The following is a 19,253-nucleotide window of genomic DNA, read 5'->3' on the forward strand; positions in this document are numbered from 1 at the left end:
CGGGGCGGTGCTGTACAGAACTAAGCAAAAGCGGTGCCATTTTTCATTGTTTGATAAATCAGCGGCTTGTGCCCGGCCGGGGGACGGTTTTGCACCATGACAAGGCGTCGGCCTCAGGCTGGTGCAACTGCTGCACTAAGGGCGGGGGGCCGGCTGCCCCAGGCCGAGCAGCAGGCGATCCAGCAGCACCGCGGCCAGGAGGGCGCAGCCCAGGCCCAGCAGGGCCCGGGCACTCTGGCCGTCCTGACCCAGCTCGGACAGGATGAAATGGCCCAGCCCCTGGGGCTGGAGCGCCATTTCGGCCAGGAGCAGCACCAGCCAGGCCAGGGCCAGGGGCAGGCGCAAACCCTGGAGCAGGGCCTGGGCCAAGTTGCCGGCGTCGGCCTGCCGCCCGGCCCTGGCCACGCCATGCAGGGCCGGAACCAGGCAGCCCAGCAGCATGCAGCCCAGCAGCGTGCTGGTGCCGCCGGGCTGGGGGCTCAGCAGCAGGGCGGCCAGTACCAGGGGGGCCGGCAGCAGCCTGGCCATCGACATTCCAGGCCCGGCTGCGATCCGGCGACGGCCCCGCGCCAGCAGCAGGCCGGCAGGCACCGCCAGCAGGGCCGTCAGGGCGAATCCGGCCAACACCCGTTGCAGGCTGAGCAGGAGTTGATCGAAGAAGGTAGGCGTGCGTTCGAAGGCGGGGATCCGGGGCAGGGCAGCGGCACCTTCATCCTGCGCCAGCCGTTGCCGGAGCTCGGCCTGGTAGAAGGCGCGCTCCCTGTCCTGCTCGGCCTTGTGCTCCTGCAGCAGTTGCACCAGCTGACCGCCCAGTTGCAGGGGCCCGGGGGGATGGGGCGGCAGGCCGGCCAGCCCTTGCCACAGCACCAGGGCGAGCAGGACAGCGGGCAGGCGCCAGCGGGGGCCCAAGCGGGCGGATAACCGGGGTGATGGCGTTGTCTTCATGCGTGTCTTTCCCTGAGAGGCCGAACCAGGCTGTCAGGGATTCAAAAAGCGCGCCAAATATTAATCTATTGATAATAAATGGTTTTATTTTTCCGCTTGATGCAGGCTGATTCCTTTTGAGGCGGGCCTTCACCAGTTTGGGGCAGGGCGCCAAGGATAAAAAAAGAGCTCCCCTGCGAACAGGGGAGCCAGCCAAATGGCACAGTCTGGAGGAAACGGCTCGGGGCGGACCCGAGATTACGGAAATCGGGGTAGGCCGGGCGCGGCCCGGTCAGATGTGTTCTCCCTGCAGTTGGGGCTGGCATACCGCTATCAGCTGTTTCAGCTCCGGCACGCAGGAGCCGCAGCGGGTGCCGCACTTGAGCAACTGCTGCAACTGGGGCAGCTCGGTGATCTCGTTTTGTGCTATGGCACGGCGGATCTGCTCCTCGCTCACGCTCCAGCAGCTGCACACCAGCCGGCTGTTGCCGGCCAGGGCCTGGCTCAGCTGGCCGAGCAGCAGGCTGGGCTGCAGGGCGGTGCCGAGCAGGGTCGCCAGCGGCTCCGGGTTGATATGCCAGGGTGACAGTCCCAGCAGCAGCAGGCCGGCGATCTTGCCCTGCTCCAGGTTGACCAGCAGCCGGCCCTGGGGCAGGGGCCAGTCCAGCCAGCTGCCTTCGGCGGTCAGGGCGGCCCGGGCCTCGGCGGCGGAGGTATCGAGGTCGGCCAGGCTCCAGCACTCGCCCTGGGCCAGGGGGCGGCGGCTCCACCATGCCGGCAGCCGGGCCGGCGCCTCGGTGGCTATCCAACTGGCCTGCCACTGGAGTTCGACGGGGGTCGCCTGCACCCGGTTTTGCTTGAAGGCGGGCTGGCCGGACAGGGCGCATCCCCGGGCCTCGACCAGATCGTTGATGCGGCCGCCGGCGCTGAATTCCTCGCTCCAGTGCATGGGCACGAACACCTGGCCGGGCGCCATGCCCGGGTCGGCCACCGGCCGGACCAGGGTACGGCCGTGTTCGTTGTGCAGGGCGATGAGCTCGGCCCGCTCCAGGCCGAGCGCGGCCAGGGTATCCGGGTGGAGCTGGGCCTGGGGCTCGGTGGCCGCCGCCATCAGCCGGGCCACGTGGCCGGTGCGGCTCATGGTGTGCCATTGATCCCGCAGCCGGCCGGTGTTGAGCAGCAGCCCGGCCGGCCCGGCGGCGGCGGACGGCTGGGCCGGGCGCAGCCGGGCCTTGCCGTCGGGGGTGGCGAAACGGCCATCGGTGAACAGCCGGGCCGGGCCGCCCTCCTTGCCGGACAGGGGCCAGCTGCGCGGGGTCATGGCGTCGAACTCGGCGTCGCTCAGGGTGCTGAGCGCGGAGATGTCGAACAACCGCTCGCCGCCGTTTTCGAACCCGGTGAGGGCGGCGTGCTCGCGGAAGATATCGGCGGCCGACTCGAAGGCAAAGGCCTGCTCGAAGCCCATGGCCCGGGCCACCTGGCACAGGGCCCACCAGTCCGGCCGGGCGGCGCCGGGGGCCGGCTTGAAGGGGCGCTGGCGGGAGATGATGCGCGCCGAGTTGGTGACGGTACCGTCCTTCTCGCCCCAGCCGGCGGCGGGCAGCAGCACCTGGGCCAGTTTGGCGGTGTCGGTGTTGGGGCTGATGTCGGAAACGATCAGCAGCTCACAGCTGGCCAGGGCGCGGCGGGCCCGGTCGCTGTCCGGCAGCGATACCGCCGGGTTGGTGCCCATCACCCACAGAGCCTTGATCTCGCCGCGTTCTATCGCCGCTATCATGTCCATGGCCTTGTGGCCGGGAGACTGGGCCAGGCGGTCGGTGTTCCAGAAACGGGCCACCTTGTCCCGGTTGGCCGGGGCGAAGTCCATATGGGCCGCCAGCTGGTTGGCCAGGCCGCCCACCTCGCGTCCGCCCATGGCGTTGGGCTGGCCGGTGAGCGAGAAGGGGGCGGCGCCCGGCTTGCCGATGCGGCCGGTGAGCAGGTGGCAGTTGATGATGGCGCCGGCGTTGAGGGTGCCTTGCAGCGACTGGTTGATGCCCATGCAGAACAGGGTCAGGGTCTTGGGGTGGTCGAGGAACAGCTGGTAGAAACGCTCGAGCCGGGCGATGGACAGGCCGGTGGCCTCGGCCACCGTCTCGGGGCTGTATTCGGGCGCTGACAGCTGGCGCTGCAGCTCGTCGAAACCGGCGACGTGGCGTTCCACGAAGTGGCGATCCAGGCGGTTGCTGTCGAGGATGCGGCGGGCCAAGCCGTTGAACAGCACCAGATCCGAGCCCGGGGTGATGGCCAGGTGCAAATCCGCCTGCTGGGCGGTGGCGGTGGCGCGGGGATCGATCACCACCCACTGCTGGTGCGGGTTGGCGGCCTTGGCGGCTTCCAGCCGGCGGAACAGCACCGGATGGGTCCAGGCGGTGTTGGCGCCGACGATCACCACCAGCTCGGCCTGGTCGATGTCCTCGTAGCTGGCCGGCACCGCGTCCTCGCCGAAGGCATGCTGGTGGGCGGCCACGGCGGAGGACATGCACAGCCGGGAGTTGGTGTCGATATTGGCCGAGCCGATAAAGCCCTTCATCAGCTTGTTGGCCACATAGTAGTCTTCGGTCAGCATCTGGCCCGAGCCGTAGAAGGCGATGGCGCCGGGGCCGTGGCGTTCGATCAGCTCGCCGAAGCGGCGGGCGATATGGTCGACGGCCCCGGGCCAGTCCACCTGTTCGCCGTTCACCCGCGGGTAGAGCAGGCGGTTGGGCAGGCTCTGGCTTTCGCCCAGCGCCATGCCTTTCACGCACAGCGCGCCGAGGTTGGCGGGATGGCCGGCATCACCGCTGGGAACGCCCTGGCTGTCGACCTTAACGCCGCAGCCAACGCCGCAATAGGGGCAGGTGGTATGGATCGAAGCTGTCATAGTGGCCTTGTAAAGATTAAGTGACTCTGTCACTCATAAAGCAAGGCCTGTGCCATGATGTGATTTTCTTTTTTATCAATAAATTAACAGCGAGCGCGGCGGGGAGCATGCACCATCATAAGGCAGGGACCATATGATGGTGCAACGGAGCAGGCAAAAGAAGGCGAGCGGGCCGCCGGAGAGAGTGCGCTTGGCTTAGAACCTGTTCACGATCTTTGAAAGGTTGCCTGTTACCTCTTCCAAGCCCCGCTGTTGGCTGATGGTCTAACCGACAGGCGACACCGAGCTTTGGCCGCGCACACCAGAGCGTAAACAGGTTCTTAGCGCTTGAGCCCGTTGTTGATGTCCACCAGATCCTGTTCGGTCAGGTTGCCGGCGGCCTGCTTGAGCCGCAACTGGCTCAGGATGTAGTTGTAGCGGGCTTCGGCCAGCTTCTGCTTGGCGTCGTACAGCTGGCGGGTGGCGTTGAGCACGTCCACTATGGTGCGGGTGCCCACCTCGTAGCCGGCCTCGGTAGCGCTGAGTGCGCTCTCGGCGGACACCACGAACTGCTCGAAGGCGCGGATGGAGCCGATGGCCGAGTTGACGTCGTTGAAAGAGGAATACACCTGGCTCTGCACCGAGCGGAAGCTGCGCTCCAGCTGTTCGCTGGCCGCCACGTAGTTGTGCTGGGCCTGCTTGATCTGGGAGCCGGTGGCGCCGCCGGTATAGAGCGGCAGCGACAGGGAGACGCCCACGGTGCCTTCGTTCAGGGTTCCGTCGCTGTTCTGGTTCGAATTCTTGTAGTCGCTGTAGCTGCTGCTCAGGCCGGCATTCAGATCCAGGGTCGGCAGGCGTCCGGACTGGGCCAGGGTGATCTGCTCGTTGGCGATGTCCTTGTTGATGCGCTGGCTGTGCAGCTCCAGGTTCTGCTCCAGGGCGATTTCCAGCCAGGCATCGGCGGCGGTGGTGGGACGCTGGGGGCTGAAGGTATCGGTATTGAGCGCGTTGAGTCGCGCATAGCTGATACCGGTGAGTTCGCGCAGCACCTCCTTGGCGTTGTTGACCGCGTTTTCCGCCGCGATTTCCTCGGCCAGGGCCTGGTCGTACTGGGCCTGGGCCTCGTGCACGTCGGTCATGGCGCTCAGTCCCACCTCGAAGCGCTGCCGGGTCTGATCCAGCTGGCGGCTGACCGCTTCCTTGTTGGCCTGCACGAAGCTCAGGGTATCCTGGGCGTTGAGCACGTCGAAATAGGCCTGGGTGGCGCGGACGATCAGGGCCTGCTGCACCTGCTGGTAGCCAACCTCGCTCTGGGCGGCGGCCTTTTCGGTGATGTCCAGGTTGATCCAGCTGGCGCGACGGTACAGTGCCTGGCCCAGGGTGGCGCCGACGTTGGTGGTACTGCGGGTGGTGCGATCGTTCTGGTTGCTCTGGGTGTAGTTGGCACCGGCGCCCAGGTTGACCTGGGGCAGCAGGGCGGCGCGGGATTCGTTGATCTGTTCGAAGGCGGCGTCACGGCGCGCCTTGGCTTCGCGTACCTGGGGGTCGTTCTGGGTGGCCTGCCGGTAGATATCCAGCAGGTCTTCGGCCTGGACCGGAGCTGCCGCGCAAAGGAGCATCAGGGTCGACAACAGCGTTTTTTTCATTATGTAGCCTTTAATAACGGATGGACCAATTATCGCCGTGCTGGGGGCAGGCATCTTGTTTTTCGTCGTTCAGTATAACGGTAGCGTGACCGTTTTTCGTTGCAGTAATATGGGGATAGCGCTAAAACGACGGCTGGCTTGTTTGTGAATGAACGTTCATTCACGTAAGCGCTAGTCTAAAATCTGCCGGTTAAATGTCAAGACGGGAGTCGATATGACCATGAAAAACCGCACCGGCTTCGGCCGGGAGGATATGCAGCTGCTGGCCGAGGAGGTAGGCTACAAGGGCTTCTTCCGCTTGCTCAAGGTACGCCTCAAACACCGGCTGTTCGCCGGTGGCTGGGGGCCGGTCCTTACCCGGGAGCTGTTCGACCGGGGCCATGCCGCCGCCGTGCTGCCCTATGATCCGGTGCGGGACGAAGTGGTGCTGGTGGAGCAGTTCCGGGTGGGCGCCATCCACGATCGCAACAGCCCCTGGCTGCTGGAGATAGTGGCGGGCATGGTGGAAGAGGGCGAGTCGGAAGAAGAGGTAGTGCGCCGCGAAGCCCGGGAAGAGGCGGGCCTGACCCTGAAAACCCTGACCCGGGCGCTCAGCTATTTTTCCAGCCCCGGCGGCTGCAGCGAACGCATCACCGTCTTTATCGGCGAGGTGGATGCGACCGAGGCGGCCGACCACGCCGGCCTGGTCCACGAGGGCGAAGACATCCGGGTGCACCGCCTGCCCCGGACCCGGGCGATGGAGTGGCTGGCGCAAGGAAAAATAGATAATGCCGCCAGCGTGATCGCACTACAATGGTTGGAACTGCACCGTGCGCATGGGCGCGCCGGGGCCTGAATCGAAGAGAGGAGAAGCTGTTGGTTTCGGTGATCACCACCCGCAAACATGTCCCGGATCTGAAGGCGTTGCAGCGTACCTGCGACACCAACTACCTGGCGCTGATGAAGTTGTTGCCCAAGGGGGCCACGGCGGGTGAGAGCGTGTCGGTCGGCATCAGCGACCAGGTGCTGTTCGTGCTGCGGGTGCTGGAGATCGCCCCCTACACCTGGCATGTGTCCATTGAGCAATGCACTCCCGGCCTGCCCAGCTTTATGCGCATGAAGGTGAGGGTACGGCTCTATCACGACGTGCGCATGGCCGAAGTGTGTGCCAGCCAGCAGATTTTTGCACTGCAACCGAGTTATGATTACCCCAATAAAAACATGCATCATCCCAATGAAAAAGAACAGGTTAACCTCTTTCTGGCCGAATGGCTGAGATGTTGCCTTTACCACGGATTCAGCACGGTCAAACAGCTTTGAACAGGGCAACAACACAACCAGCACCCACCCGTCTCCAGCCCCGTCGCGCCGATGGCGTGATCGAGCTGCTGCAGATCACCGATACCCACCTCTTCGCCGGCGCCGACACCGATCTGCTGGGCATCGCCCCCTGGCGCAGTTGCCGGGCGGTGGTCGACGCCATCCTGGAGGACGACAGCCCCCGGGATCTGATCCTGGCCACCGGCGATCTGTCCCAGGATCACAGCCCCGAGTCCTACCGGCACTTTACCCGGCTGATGGGCGAGCTGGCACCGCCGGTGTTCTGGCTGCCGGGCAACCACGACGACGCCCCGGTGATGCAGGCCGAGCTGGACGCCGCCGGCATCAGCAACGCCAAGCAGCTGCTGTGCGGCAACTGGCAGATACTGCTGCTCGACACCCAGCTGCGCGGCGCCGTGCACGGCGAGCTGGCGCCGGAGCAGCTCGCGCTGCTGGAGCAGGCCATCGACGACTACCCCCACCACCACCTGCTGGTGGCGGTGCACCACCAGGCGGTGCCGGTGGGCTGCGCCTGGCTGGATCAGCACAACCTGCGCAACGCCGGCGAGCTCAAGCAGCGACTGGCGCGGCACCGGGCCGCCAAGGTGGTGCTGTTCGGCCATGTGCACCAGGGCTTCGACGAGGTGCATGACGGGGTGCGCTACCTGGCCAGTCCCTCCACCTGCATCCAGTTCAAGCCCCTGTCCGACGACTTCGCCCTGGATCATACCGCGCCGGGCTGGCGCGCCCTCACCCTCTATCCCGACGGCCGGCTCAGTACCCAGGTATGGCGGCTGCCGCCCGACGCCTTCGTGCCCGACTTCAGCGCCACCGGTTACTGACCAGCTGGCGTATTTCTTGCTTCTGTTGGATAACGCCCTTTATGTCCAACGGAGCAAGACCATGGCAGAGACTTCCGCCGGCCGACCCGACGCCACCGATTACCTGATCGCCTCCAAGGAATGCGAGATCCAGATCCTGGAACAACTGCTGCGCATGGGGCAGCTGGTGGTCTGCATCAGCCACCTGGTGCACGTCCTGCAGCGGGAGCGGGGGGCGTCCAACATGTACCTGGGCTCCCGGGGGGAGCGTTTCGGCCCCGAGCTGCAGGCCATCCGGCGCGACAGCGATCGGCAGCGGGAACAGTTCCACCAGGCCCTGGCGGCACTCAACCTGCGCCAGAACACGGTGCAGGCCGGCAGCCGGCTGCTCAACCGCATCGGCTACGCGGTGCACATATTGTCGGACATGGACCGGCTGCGGGACGAGGTCGGCCGTCAGGCCATACCGGCGGAGGCGGCCACCCGGGTCTATACCGAGCTGGTGCAGGGGCTGCTGGCGGTGGTGTTCGAGGCCGCCGACGCGGCGGTGGATCCCGATATCGCCCGGCTGCTGGTGGCCATGTTCCACTTTATGCAGGGCAAGGAATTCACCGGCCAGGAGCGGGCGGCGGGGGCGGCGGCCTTCGCCTCCGGCCAGGGCGGGGGCGAGGTTTCGCTGCGCATCCAGCACCTGATCGAGGCCGAGGAACGCTGCTTCGAGGTGTTTGCCGGTTTCGTGGATCCGGCGTCCTGGGCGGTATGGCGCCAGTGCCAGCAGGATACCGGCCTGATCGAGGTGGAGCGCCTGCGCCGGCTGCTGTGCACCAGCAATGAGCGCACCGCCTTCGATCCCCGGCTGGGACAGCGCTGGTTCGAGGTGATGAGTGGCCGCATCGACACCATGCAGCAGGTGGAGCTGTGCCTGGCCGCCCGGCTGGAGGTGCTGTGCTCCGGCAAGCTTTCCGCGGCCCGGGACAGCCTGGCCCAGCACTGTTCGGTGATCGATCTGCTGCCCCGTTTCCAACAGGGCCAGGACGACGCCTTCGTGGTGTTCTGCTCGGCAGAGGGCGGGCTGGCCGGCAGCGACGGCTACCATGGCCTGAGCCCGCAGCTGGGCCGCTCGCTGATCGAGCTGCTGCAGTCCCAGTCCCGCCGCCTGCAGCAGATGCAGGACGAGCTCAACAATGCCCGGACGGCGCTGGAGGAGCGCAAGGTGGTGGAGCGGGCCAAGGGCCTGCTGATGACCCACCGCCGGCTGTCGGAGGAGGAGGCCCACAAACTGCTGCGCCGCACCTCCATGGAGCAGGGGCGGCGGCAGCTGGATGTGGCCAGGGAGCTGATCGCCCTGGCCGAGATGTGGACCTGATTCAGGCGCCGGCGGCTTCGGCGGCCGGCGCCTGTGCTTCCCGCCGGGGGCGCAACGGCTCCAGCTTGCGCTGTTTCTCGTAGAGGAAGCGCAGCACCTCGTGGCGGTAGTGGTTGTAGCGCGGGTTGTCGGCCAGGGCGATCCTGTCCCGGGGCCGGGGCAGGTCGATGGTGAGCACCTCGCCGATGGTGGCGGCCGGGCCATTGGTCATCATCACGATGCGATCGGAGAGCAGCACCGCCTCGTCCACGTCGTGGGTGATCATCAGCACCGTGTTGTGCAGCTCGTTCTGGATACGCATCACCTCGTCCTGCAGGTGGGCCCGGGTCAGGGCGTCGAGGGCGCCGAAGGGTTCGTCCAGCAGCAGCACCTTGGGCTCCATCGCCAGGGCCCGGGCGATGCCCACCCGCTGCTTCATGCCGCCGGAGATCTCGTCCGGGCGCTTGTGCAGGGCGTGGCTCATGTTCACCAGGGCCAGGTTGTGCAGTATCCAGTCCTGCCGTTCCGCCCTGGTCTTGCTGTGGCGGAAGGTCTTGTCCACCGCCAGGGCCACGTTTTCATAGACGGTCAGCCAGGGCAGCAGGGAGTGGTTCTGGAACACCAGGGCCCGCTCCGGGCCCGGGGCCGTGACCTCGGCCCCGTCCAGGATGACGCCGCCGCTGCTGGCGCCGGTCAGGCCGGCGACGATGTTGAGCACCGTGCTCTTGCCGCAGCCGGAATGACCGATGATGGAGATGTATTCCCCCTTGTTCACCTTGAGGTTGACGTTCTTCAGCACCTGGGTGCTGCCGCCGGCGGTATGGTAGAGCTTGTCGACGTTTTCGATGGTCAGGTAGTGATGGCTCATGATGTTCCTCCTCAGGCGGCGCTGGTGCCGCGGCTTACCCATTGGCCGAAGACCGCGACGATGCGGTCGAGTATGAAGCCCACCAGGCCCACGTAGATCAGGGCCAGTACGATGTCGCTGAGCAGCGAGGCGTTCCAGGCGTCCCAGATAAAGAAGCCGATGCCCACGCCGCCGATCAGCATCTCGGCGGCGACGATGGCCAGCCACGACAGGCCGACCCCGATGCGCAGCCCGGAGAAGATATAGGGGGCCGCGGCGGGCAGCATGATGCGGGTGAAGTATTCCAGGCCGTTGAGCCGGAGCACCCGGGCCACGTTGCGGTAATCCTCGGGAATGTTGCGCACCCCCACCGAGGTGTTGATGATGATGGGCCAGATCGAGGTGATGAAGATCACGAAGATGGCGGACGGGCTGCTGTCCTGAAAGCCGGCCAGGGAGATCGGCAGCCAGGCCAGGGGCGGCACGGTGCGCAGCACCTGGAAGAGGGGATCCAGGCCGCGCATGGCCCAGGTGGACTGGCCCACCAGTACCCCCAGGCTCACGCCCACCAGCACCGCCAGGCTGTAGCCATAGGCCACCCGCTCCAGGCTGGCCAGGATCTGCCAGGCCATGCCCACGTCGTTGCCGCCGTTGTTATAAAAGGGATCGGTGATCAGCTCCCAGGTATCGCTCAGCACCTGGCTGGGGGCCGGCAGGGCGGCGTTGCTGCCGGAGCACAGCAGCTCCCACAGCAGCAGCAGCCCGGCCAGGATCACCAGGGGGGGCGCCAGGTGGTTCAGGCCGTAGCGCAGCACGGGGCCGAGGGGGGCCGGCCGGGGCGCTCGCCGGGCGAGCGCGGGAGTCGGGGAAGAAGTGCTTTGGGTGGTCATGGTGATGCTCCTTGCGGCCTCAGGCCAGCTTCTTGATGGCCAGGCTGTCCAGGTAGGCCATGGGGTTTTCGGGATCGAACTGCTTGCCGTCGAAGAAGGTTTCGACACCGCGGGAGGTGGAGGCGGGGATGTCGGCCTTGTCCACCCCCAGCTCGGCGGCGGCGGCCCGCCACAGATCCTCCCGGTTGACCCGGGCGATCAGGGACTGGGTGTCGAGGTCGGTGGGCAGGTAGCCCCAGCGCATGTTCTCGGTCAGGAACCAGAGGTCATGGCTCTGGAAGGGATAGGAGGCGTTGTCCTTCCAGAAGCGCATCTGGTGGGGGCTGTTCTCCACGACGCGGCCGGTGCCGTAGTCGAAATGGCCCTGCATGCGGTTGATGATGTCCTTGACCGGGGCGTTGATCCAGCGGCGCTTGGCGCAAATCGCCGCCACTTCGGCGCGGTTTTCCGGCTGCTCGCAGAAGATCTGCGCTTCCATGATCGCCTTGAGCAGGGCCTTGGTGGCGTTGGGGTTCTGGTCCACGTAGTCGGCGCGCATGGCGAAGGCTTTCTCCGGATGGCCGGCCCAGATCTCGCCCGTGGTCAGGGCGGAGTAGCCGATGCCCTGGTTGATCAGCTGCTCGTTCCAGGGTTCACCCACGCAGAAGGTGTCCATGCTGCCCACCTTCATGTTGGCCACCATCTGGGGCGGCGGCACCACTATGGTGGCGATGTCCTGGTTGGGGTCTATGCCGCCGGCCGCCATCCAGTAGCGGAGCCAGAGGTCATGGGTGCCGCCGGGGAAGGTCATGGCGGCGCGCACCGGGCTGCCGCCGTTCTGCTTGGCCGCCAGCGCCTGTTTGAACTCGGCCAGATCCAGCCCGACCTTGAGATCCTGGTATTCCTTGCCCACCGAGATGCCCTGGCCGGCCAGGTTGAGCCGGGCCAGTATGTACATGGGGGTGGGCACGTTGTTGGCGGTCATGGCGCCGGTGGTGAGCAGATAGGGCATGGGCGTGAGGATGTGGGCGCCGTCGATGCCGTTGCTGGCCGAGCCCAGCACCAGGTTGTCGCGGGTGGTGCCCCAGGAGGACTGCTTGAGCACCTCCACCTCGGTCATGCCGTGCTTGGCGAAGAAGCCCTTCTCGTCGGCCACGAACAGCGGCGCCGCGTCGGACAGGGCGATAAAGCCCAGCTTGGCGGACCTGGTTTCGAGCGGGCCCGCGCTCTGTGCCGCCAGGCCCAGGCTCGGCAGGCTGCTCCACAGGGCGGCCCCGCCGGCCGCGGCCAGGGAGGCCTTCAGAAAGCGCCGGCGGCTGGCCGGATCCACGGTATTGTGCTTGGTCATGGTTCATTCCCTCGAAGTTTCAAAAAAAAAAAGCCCACGCGCCGCTGCATCTGGGTGCAGCCTGCGGTGGGCAACGTTGCCTGAATGAGTGGGTCCGCCGTTGAACCCGTCTTGCCATGACATAAGCAGAAAGCGTGCCAGAGATCGCCGGGTTGCCTCCAAAGGGATATTTCCTAAGGGCTAACTCATTGGAGGTAACAGAAGCCGCGGCCGGAGGGTGGAAAAAAGCGCCATCCTGGTGCGTTTTGCACCGGATAAAGGCAGCGCCGGACGTTGAGCTTGCCCGGGCGGACGGGTAAGCTCGGGGCTGCGATTTTCACCCAGGAGTATCCTTATGGCGGCCACGCTGCTTTATCTGCACGGCTTCAACTCCTCCCCCCGGTCGATCAAGGCCCGGCTGATGGGGGAGCATCTCGCCCGGCACCGGCCCGATATCCGCCTGGTGTGTCCGCAGCTGGCGGCCACCCCGGCGGCGGCCTGGAGCCAGATAGCGGCGATTTGCGACGGGCTGGACGGCCCCTTCGGGGTGGCGGGCAGCTCCCTCGGGGGCTTCTGGGCCACCCGGGTGGCGGAGCTGTACGGGGTGCGCGCGGTGGTGATCAACCCGGCGGTCAATCCTCATATATTGCTCGGCGACTGGCTGGGCGAACAGCTCAATCCCTATACCGGCGAGCGCTATGTCCTGACCTCCGGGCACATGGCCGAGCTGGCCGCCCTGCGGGTGGACGCGCCGAGCTGCCTGGAGCGCATCTGGCTGCTGCAACAGCAGGGCGACGAGGTGCTCGACTACCGGGAAGCGCTGGACTACTACCGCTTCGCCCGGGTCTGCATCCAGAAGGGCGGCGACCATTCCTTTATCGGCTTCGAGCACTACTGCGCCCAGATCATCCGCTTCTTGCAGCTTTAAGCCGTAAGCCTGACTCTTGGTCACAAGTCCGGCTGTCTGATTTAACGCAAAGAAGAGGCAGCAGGGCCACCTCCGCCGACACGCCGCAAGTACGTCCATGTAGGCTCGCACATGCCATCCCTGGCATGTGACGGTCGGCGGAGGCAATCCCTGTTGCCTCTTTCAAGCCCCGACGTCGCCTGATGGTGGTGCCAACAGGCGACACTGAGCTTTAGAGAGGACAAAGAGTGCTGCTCCGCCGACCGTTGGCGCCAGGGATGGCGCCGTCGAGCCCCCAGGGATGGGTTTATGGCGAGTCGGCGGAGTAGTGCTCTTTGGCCGCGTACACCAATCGTGAACAGGTTCTCAGAAGCGCGGCGGAGCCCCCAGGGGCGAGTATCAGGTCCCACGGTGTGCCGGAGGAGCTGTGTGCTTTGGCCGATGTTTTGCCTGATCGAAAGTCAACAGAAACTTGTGACCAAGAGTCAGGCCGTAAGCCGGAAGCTGGAGGTGTTCTTCTGGCTTCCAGCTTCCAGCTTCAAGCTTCCGGCTTTCAGTAGTAAGATGCCCGCCAATACCCCTGATTACCGAAGGTCAATATGACATCGAGTCAATATACTGCCGACGCCATTGAGGTGCTCAATGGCCTGGAGCCGGTGCGGCGTCGCCCCGGCATGTATACGGACACCGCCCGTCCCAACCACCTGGGCCAGGAGGTCATCGACAACAGCGTGGACGAGGCCCTGGCGGGCCACGCCAGCAAGGTCGAGGTGATACTGCACGACGACCAGTCGCTCGAGGTGATCGACGACGGCCGGGGCATGCCGGTGGACATCCACCCGGAGGAAGGCATTTCCGGGGTGGAGCTGATCTTCTGCAAGCTGCACGCCGGCGGCAAGTTCTCCAACAAGAACTACCAGTTTTCCGGCGGCCTGCACGGGGTGGGCATTTCCGTGGTCAACGCCTTGAGCAGCCGGGTCGACGTCACCGTGCGCCGCGGCGGCCAGGTGTTCGAGATGGCCTTCGAGCACGGCAACAAGGTGAGCGAACTCACCGTGACCGGCACCTGCGGCCAGCGCAACACCGGCACCCGGGTGCGCTTCTGGCCCGATGCCGGCTATTTCGACTCGCCCAAATTCTCCGCCACCCGCCTGAAGCACCTGCTCAAGGCCAAGGCGGTGCTCTGCCCCGGGCTCGCCATCCGCTTCGAGGACAGGGTCAACAACGAGACCCTGGAGTGGTGCTACCAGGACGGTCTCAAGGATTACCTGGTGGAAGCGGTGAAGGAGTTCACCTGCCTGCCGGAGCAGCCGTTTACCGGCAACTTCACCGCCGAGCACTCGGCGGTGGAATGGGCCCTGACCTGGCTGCCGGACGGCGGCGAAGGGCTGGGCGAGAGCTACGTCAACCTGATCCCCACCGCCCAGGGCGGCACCCACGTCAACGGCCTGCGCCAGGGCCTGCTGGACGCCATGCGCGAGTTCTGCGAGTTCCGCAACCTGCTGCCGCGCGGGGTCAAGCTGACCCCGGACGACATCTGGGAACGCTGTGCCTACATCCTGTCGGTGAAGATGCAGGATCCCCAGTTCGCCGGCCAGACCAAGGAGCGGCTGTCGTCGCGCCAGAGCGCGGCCTTCGTCTCCGGGGTGGTGAAGGACGCCTTCAGCCTGTGGCTGAACCAGCATATCGAGCTGGCCGAACAGATCGCCGAGCTGTGCATCAGCAGCGCCCAGCGCCGGCTGCGCCAGGCCAAGAAGGTGGTGCGCAAGAAGGTGACCCAGGGCCCGGCCCTGCCCGGCAAGCTGACCGACTGCGCCTGCTCGGATCCCATGCAGGGCGAGCTGTTCCTGGTGGAAGGGGACTCGGCCGGCGGCAGCGCCAAGCAGGCGCGGGACCGGGAGTTCCAGGCCATCATGCCGCTGCGTGGCAAGATCCTGAACACCTGGGAAGTGGAGTCCGGCCAGGTGCTGGCCTCCCAGGAAGTGCACGACATCTCGGTGGCCATCGGCCTGGATCCGGACTCAGACGACCTGTCCGACCTGCGCTACGGCAAGGTGTGTATCCTGGCCGACGCCGACTCGGACGGCCTGCACATCGCCACCCTGCTGTGCGCCCTGTTCGTGCGCCACTTCCGCACCCTGGTGGAGCGGGGCCATGTGTACGTGGCCATGCCGCCCCTGTACCGCATCGACGTGGGCAAGGAGGTGTTCTACGCCCTCGACGAGGACGAGCGCGACGGGGTGCTGGAGCGGATCGCCGCCGAGAAGAAAAAGGGCAAGGTGCAGGTCACCCGCTTCAAGGGCCTGGGCGAGATGAACCCCAAGCAGTTGCGCGAAACCACCCTGGATCCCAACACCCGCCGGCTGGTGCAGCTGACGGTGGAGGATGCCGAGGCCACCGAGCAACTGATGGACATGCTGCTGGCCAAGAAGCGTTCCGGCGATCGCCGGGAATGGCTGGAAACCAAGGGCAACCTGGTCGATCCCCTGGCCTGAGGACTAAAGAATGAGCAACAACGACTTTACCATGGAAGGGGTGGAGCGCCTGCCGCTGCACACCTTCACCGAGCAGGCCTACCTCAACTACTCCATGTACGTGATCATGGACCGGGCCCTGCCCCATATCGGCGACGGCCTCAAGCCGGTGCAGCGCCGCATTATCTACGCCATGAGCGAGCTGGGCTTGTCGGCCCTGTCCAAGCACAAGAAATCCGCCCGCACCGTGGGCGACGTGCTGGGCAAGTACCACCCCCACGGCGACTCCGCCTGTTACGAGGCCATGGTGCTGATGGCCCAGCCCTTCTCCTACCGCTACCCGCTGGTGGACGGCCAGGGCAACTGGGGCGCGCCGGACGATCCCAAGTCCTTCGCCGCCATGCGTTATACCGAGGCGCGGCTGTCGCGCTTTTCCGAGCTGCTGCTCTCCGAGCTGGGCCAGGGCACGGTGGAATGGATCCCCAACTTCGACGGCACCCTGAAGGAGCCGCGCATGCTGCCGGCCCGGCTGCCGCACATCCTGCTGAACGGGGTCACCGGCATCGCCGTGGGCATGGCCACCGACATCCCGCCCCACAACGTGCGGGAAGTGGCCAACGCCTGCGTGCACCTGCTGGACCACCCCCAGGCGACGGTGACCGAGCTGATGGAACATGTGGCCGGGCCCGATTACCCCACCCGGGCCGAGATCATCACCCCCAGGGCCGAGATCCGGAAGATCTACGAAACCGGCAAGGGCAGCATCAAGATGCGCGCCGTCTACCAGCTGGAGCAGGGCGACATTGTCATCACCGCCCTGCCGCACCAGGCCAGCGGCGGCAAGATCCTGGAGCAGATCGCTGCCCAGATGCAGGCCAAGAAGCTGCCGATGGTGGCGGATCTGCGCGACGAGTCGGATCACGAAAACCCGACCCGGCTGGTGATCATCCCCCGCTCCAACCGGGTGGACGTGGAGCAGCTGATGCAGCACCTGTTCGCCAGCACGGATCTGGAGAAGAACTACCGGGTCAACCTCAACATGCTGGGGCTGGACAACCGGCCCCAGGTGAAGAGCCTGGATCTGATCCTGGGTGAATGGCTGCGCTTTCGCCGCGAAACGGTGCGCAACCGGCTGCAATACCGGCTGGACAAGGTCGAGGCCCGGTTGCACATCCTGGCCGGCTTGCTGGTCGCCTTCCTCAATATCGACGAGGTGATCCACATCATCCGCACCGAGGACGAGCCCAAGCCGGTGCTGATGGCGCGCTTCGATCTGACCGAGACCCAGGCCGAGGCCATCCTCGAGCTGAAGCTGCGACACCTGGCGAAGCTGGAAGAGATGAAGATCCGCGGCGAACAGGACGAGCTGGCCGCCGAGCGCGACCGGCTGGCCCAGATCCTGGGCTCCGAGCGCCGGCTCAGCACCCTGCTGAAGAAGGAAATTCTGGCCGACGCCGAGAAATACGGCGACGAACGGCTCTCTCCCCTGGTGGAGCGGGAAGAGGCCAGGGCGCTCAGCGAGAAGGAGCTGGTGCCGAGCGAGCCGGTGACCGTGGTGCTGTCCGAGAAGGGCTGGATCCGCGCCGCCAAGGGGCACGAGGTGGATGGCCAAGGGCTCAGTTACAAGGCCGGCGACGGCTTCCTCGATGCCGCCCCGGGACGCAGCAACCAGATGGCGGTGTTCCTGTCCAATATCGGCCGGGCCTATGGCCTGGATGCCCACAGCCTGCCCTCGGCCCGGGGCCAGGGCGAGCCGCTGACCGGCCGCTGCAGCCTGAGCCCGGGCGAGCAGGCCAGCTTCGTGCTGATGGGGGAGGACGACAGCCTGTTCCTGCTGGCCTCCGACGCCGGCTACGGCTTCGTCTGCCGCTACGGCGACATGGTCAGCCGCAACAAGAACGGCAAGGCCCTGCTCTCGGTGCCGGAGGGCGGCCAGGTGCTCAAGCCCGCCGCCATCGGCAACCTGGACAGCGACCTGTGCATGGCCATCACCAACGAGGGGCGCATGCTGCTGTTCCCGCTCAAGGATCTGCCGCTGCTGGCCAAGGGCAAGGGCAACAAGCTGATCGGCATCCCTTCCGCCAAGGTGCAGGCCCGCGAGGACTTCATCAAGCAACTGGTGGTGATGCCGCAAGGCACCAGCGTCACCCTGCACGCCGGCAAGCGCAAGCTGACCCTCAAGCCCGCCGATCTCGAGCACTACCAGGGCGAGCGCGGCCGCCGCGGCGCCCTGCTGCCCAGGGGCCTGCAACGGGTGGACGGCATCGAGCTAGAAGCCTGATAAGAGGCAACAGGAGCAAGGCCCGAGCAATCGGGCCTTGTTGTTTCAGGAGGAGTAACGTCCGTCCTGCAGGCGGCGCAGGTGCCAGGGGTTGTCGTCCTGCAGTGCCTCGGGCAGCAGGCCGGGCGGGCAGTCCTGGTAACAGACCGGGCGCAGGAAGCGCTGTATCGCCGCCGAGCCGACCGAGGTGGTGCGGCTGTCGGAGGTGGCCGGCCAGGGGCCGCCGTGCACCATGGCGTGGCACACCTCGACCCCGGTGGGAAAGCCGTTGAACAGCACCCGGCCGGCCTTGCGCTCCAGCCGTGGCAGCAGTCGCCGGGCCAGGGCGGCGTCCTGATCGTCCATCTGTACCGTGGCGGTGAGCTGGCCTTCCAGCGCATCGAGCACCGCCACCAGCTCGTTCTCGTCCCTGCAGCTCACCAGCAGGGCGCTGGCGCCGAACACCTCCTGTTGCAGTTGCGCGTCCGCCAGGAAGTGCGTGGCGCTGGTACGGAACAGCCGCGGCCGGCAGCCGTGGGGGCCCCGGGCGGCCAGCCCGGTGGCCAGGGTGTCGACCCCCTCGGCCCGGGCCAGGGCCGCGACGCCCTCTTCGTAGGCCCGGTGGATGCCGGGGGTCAGCATGGTCTGGGGCTCGGCCCGGGCCAGCGCCTCGGCGGCCAGCCCGGCGAAGCGCTCCAGCACCGGGCCTTCCAGGCCCAGCAGCAGGCCGGGGTTGGTGCAGAACTGGCCGGCACCGAGCTGGAGCGAGCCGGCGAAGCCCGCGGCCAGGGTGTCGGGGCGGGCGGCCAGGGCGGCGGGCAGCAGCAGCACCGGGTTGATGCTGCTCATCTCCGCATAGACGGGGATGGGCTCGGGCCTGGCCTGGGCGGTGGCGAGCAGCGCCTGGCCGCCCTGGCGGGAGCCGGTGAAGCCCACCGCCCTGATGCGCGGATCCGCCACCAGCGCCTGGCCGACGCCGGTGCCGCTGCCGTAAAGCAGGGAGAATACCCCTGCCGGCATGCCGCTCTCCCGGGCCGCCGCCGCCACCGCCCGGCCTACCAGCTCGGAGGTGCCCGGGTGGGCCGAGTGAGCCTTGACCACCACCGGACAGCCGGCGGCCAGGGCCGAGGCGGTGTCGCCGCCGGCCACCGAAAACGCCAGCGGGAAGTTGCTGGCGCCGAACACCGCCACCGGCCCCAGGGGAAGGTGCTGCAGCCGCAGATCGGCGCGGGGCAGGGGGGCGCGCTGCGGCTGGGCCGAGTCGAGGCGGGCTCCCAGCCAGTCGCCGGCGCGCACCACCTCGGCGAACAGCCGCAGCTGGCCCAGGGTGCGGCCCCGCTCCCCTTCGAGCCGGGCCCGGGGCAGGCCGGTTTCCAGCATGGCGCGCTCGATAAGGGCATCGCCCAGCGCTGCTATCTGTGCGGCGATGGCCTCGAGAAAGGCGGCGCGGGCCGCCGGGGCGCGGTGGCGGTAGGGCTCGAAGGCGGCCTCGGCCAGGGCGCAGGCCTCGGCCACCTGGGCCGGGCTGGCACCGGCATAGCCGGGTGAAAGCCGCTCATTGGTGGCCGGGTTGATGCCGTAAATGGGCTCGCCCTCGCCGGCCACCGGGCGGCCGGCCAGCAGCAGTTGTGCGGTCAGGGTCATGTCTGTTCC

General features: G+C 66.7%; 14 protein-coding genes. 7 read left to right on the top strand and 7 right to left on the bottom strand.

Annotation, left to right across the window (positions count from 1 at the left end; genetic code table 11):
* Window positions 1-135 precede the first annotated feature (135 nt).
* The 3 genes from AN401_RS02095 to tolC all read right to left on the bottom strand — a co-directional run bounded on the left by AN401_RS02095 (window position 136) and on the right by tolC (window position 5,451).
* Window positions 136-945: a hypothetical protein gene (locus tag AN401_RS02095; protein ID WP_157772127.1), complete on the bottom strand. Its 810-nt coding sequence runs from the start codon at window positions 943-945 to the stop codon at window positions 136-138.
* Window positions 946-1,216: 271 nt separating this feature from the next.
* On the bottom strand, window positions 1,217-3,826 hold the full coding sequence (locus tag AN401_RS02100; protein ID WP_096778410.1) for a nitrate reductase: 2,610 nt from the start codon (window positions 3,824-3,826) through the stop codon (window positions 1,217-1,219).
* A 320-nt stretch (window positions 3,827-4,146) separates the two neighbouring features.
* Window positions 4,147-5,451: an outer membrane channel protein TolC gene (gene tolC, locus AN401_RS02105; protein WP_096778411.1), complete on the bottom strand. Its 1,305-nt coding sequence runs from the start codon at window positions 5,449-5,451 to the stop codon at window positions 4,147-4,149.
* 214 nt (window positions 5,452-5,665) lie between these two features.
* Here tolC and nudF point away from each other — a divergent pair, with 214 nt between their 5' ends.
* The 4 genes from nudF (at window position 5,666) to AN401_RS02125 (ending at window position 8,937) form a co-directional block, all read left to right on the top strand.
* Window positions 5,666-6,286, top strand: coding sequence for an ADP-ribose diphosphatase (gene nudF, locus AN401_RS02110; protein ID WP_096778412.1), 621 nt, complete (start codon window positions 5,666-5,668; stop codon window positions 6,284-6,286).
* A gap of 20 nt (window positions 6,287-6,306) precedes the next feature.
* Window positions 6,307-6,750 carry a DUF1249 domain-containing protein gene (locus AN401_RS02115; protein WP_232513366.1) on the top strand — a complete coding sequence of 148 codons (444 nt, stop codon included), beginning with the start codon at window positions 6,307-6,309 and terminating at the stop codon, window positions 6,748-6,750.
* A 56-nt stretch (window positions 6,751-6,806) separates the two neighbouring features.
* Window positions 6,807-7,592, top strand: a complete 786-nt coding sequence (cpdA, locus tag AN401_RS02120; protein WP_254918319.1) for a 3',5'-cyclic-AMP phosphodiesterase — start codon at window positions 6,807-6,809, stop codon at window positions 7,590-7,592.
* A gap of 61 nt (window positions 7,593-7,653) precedes the next feature.
* Window positions 7,654-8,937, top strand: coding sequence for a nitrate regulatory protein (locus AN401_RS02125; RefSeq protein WP_096778413.1), 1,284 nt, complete (start codon window positions 7,654-7,656; stop codon window positions 8,935-8,937).
* A 1-nt stretch (window position 8,938) separates the two neighbouring features.
* On the opposite strand, the gene AN401_RS02130 is transcribed toward AN401_RS02125, so the two are convergent.
* Genes AN401_RS02130 through AN401_RS02140 form a run of 3 tightly spaced genes read right to left on the bottom strand, consistent with a single transcriptional unit; the run spans window position 8,939 to window position 11,980 of the window.
* Entirely contained in the window at window positions 8,939-9,784 is an 846-nt protein-coding gene (locus AN401_RS02130; RefSeq protein WP_094040822.1) for an ABC transporter ATP-binding protein, read from the bottom strand.
* A gap of 11 nt (window positions 9,785-9,795) precedes the next feature.
* Window positions 9,796-10,653 (bottom strand): nitrate ABC transporter permease, encoded by an 858-nt coding sequence (gene ntrB, locus AN401_RS02135; protein ID WP_094040821.1) that lies wholly within the window; start codon window positions 10,651-10,653, stop codon window positions 9,796-9,798.
* Window positions 10,654-10,672: 19 nt separating this feature from the next.
* The gene (locus tag AN401_RS02140; RefSeq protein WP_094040820.1) at window positions 10,673-11,980 is read right to left on the bottom strand and encodes a CmpA/NrtA family ABC transporter substrate-binding protein; all 1,308 of its coding nucleotides are present in this window, start codon (window positions 11,978-11,980) and stop codon (window positions 10,673-10,675) included.
* A 334-nt stretch (window positions 11,981-12,314) separates the two neighbouring features.
* Between AN401_RS02140 and AN401_RS02145 the strand changes: the two genes are divergently transcribed.
* From AN401_RS02145 to parC, 3 genes are all read left to right on the top strand, one after another.
* Window positions 12,315-12,887 carry a YqiA/YcfP family alpha/beta fold hydrolase gene (locus AN401_RS02145; RefSeq protein WP_094040819.1) on the top strand — a complete coding sequence of 191 codons (573 nt, stop codon included), beginning with the start codon at window positions 12,315-12,317 and terminating at the stop codon, window positions 12,885-12,887.
* A 578-nt stretch (window positions 12,888-13,465) separates the two neighbouring features.
* Window positions 13,466-15,361 (top strand): DNA topoisomerase IV subunit B, encoded by a 1,896-nt coding sequence (gene parE, locus AN401_RS02150; RefSeq protein ID WP_096778414.1) that lies wholly within the window; start codon window positions 13,466-13,468, stop codon window positions 15,359-15,361.
* Between the two features lie 10 nt (window positions 15,362-15,371).
* Window positions 15,372-17,621, top strand: coding sequence for a DNA topoisomerase IV subunit A (gene parC / locus AN401_RS02155; protein WP_096778415.1), 2,250 nt, complete (start codon window positions 15,372-15,374; stop codon window positions 17,619-17,621).
* Between the two features lie 45 nt (window positions 17,622-17,666).
* On the opposite strand, the gene AN401_RS02160 is transcribed toward parC, so the two are convergent.
* Window positions 17,667-19,244 carry an aldehyde dehydrogenase (NADP(+)) gene (locus AN401_RS02160; RefSeq protein ID WP_096778416.1) on the bottom strand — a complete coding sequence of 526 codons (1,578 nt, stop codon included), beginning with the start codon at window positions 19,242-19,244 and terminating at the stop codon, window positions 17,667-17,669.
* Window positions 19,245-19,253: the final 9 nt, after the last annotated feature.

This window comes from Zobellella denitrificans (assembly GCF_002407485.1).
GTDB lineage: Bacteria > Pseudomonadota > Gammaproteobacteria > Enterobacterales > Aeromonadaceae > Oceanimonas > Oceanimonas denitrificans.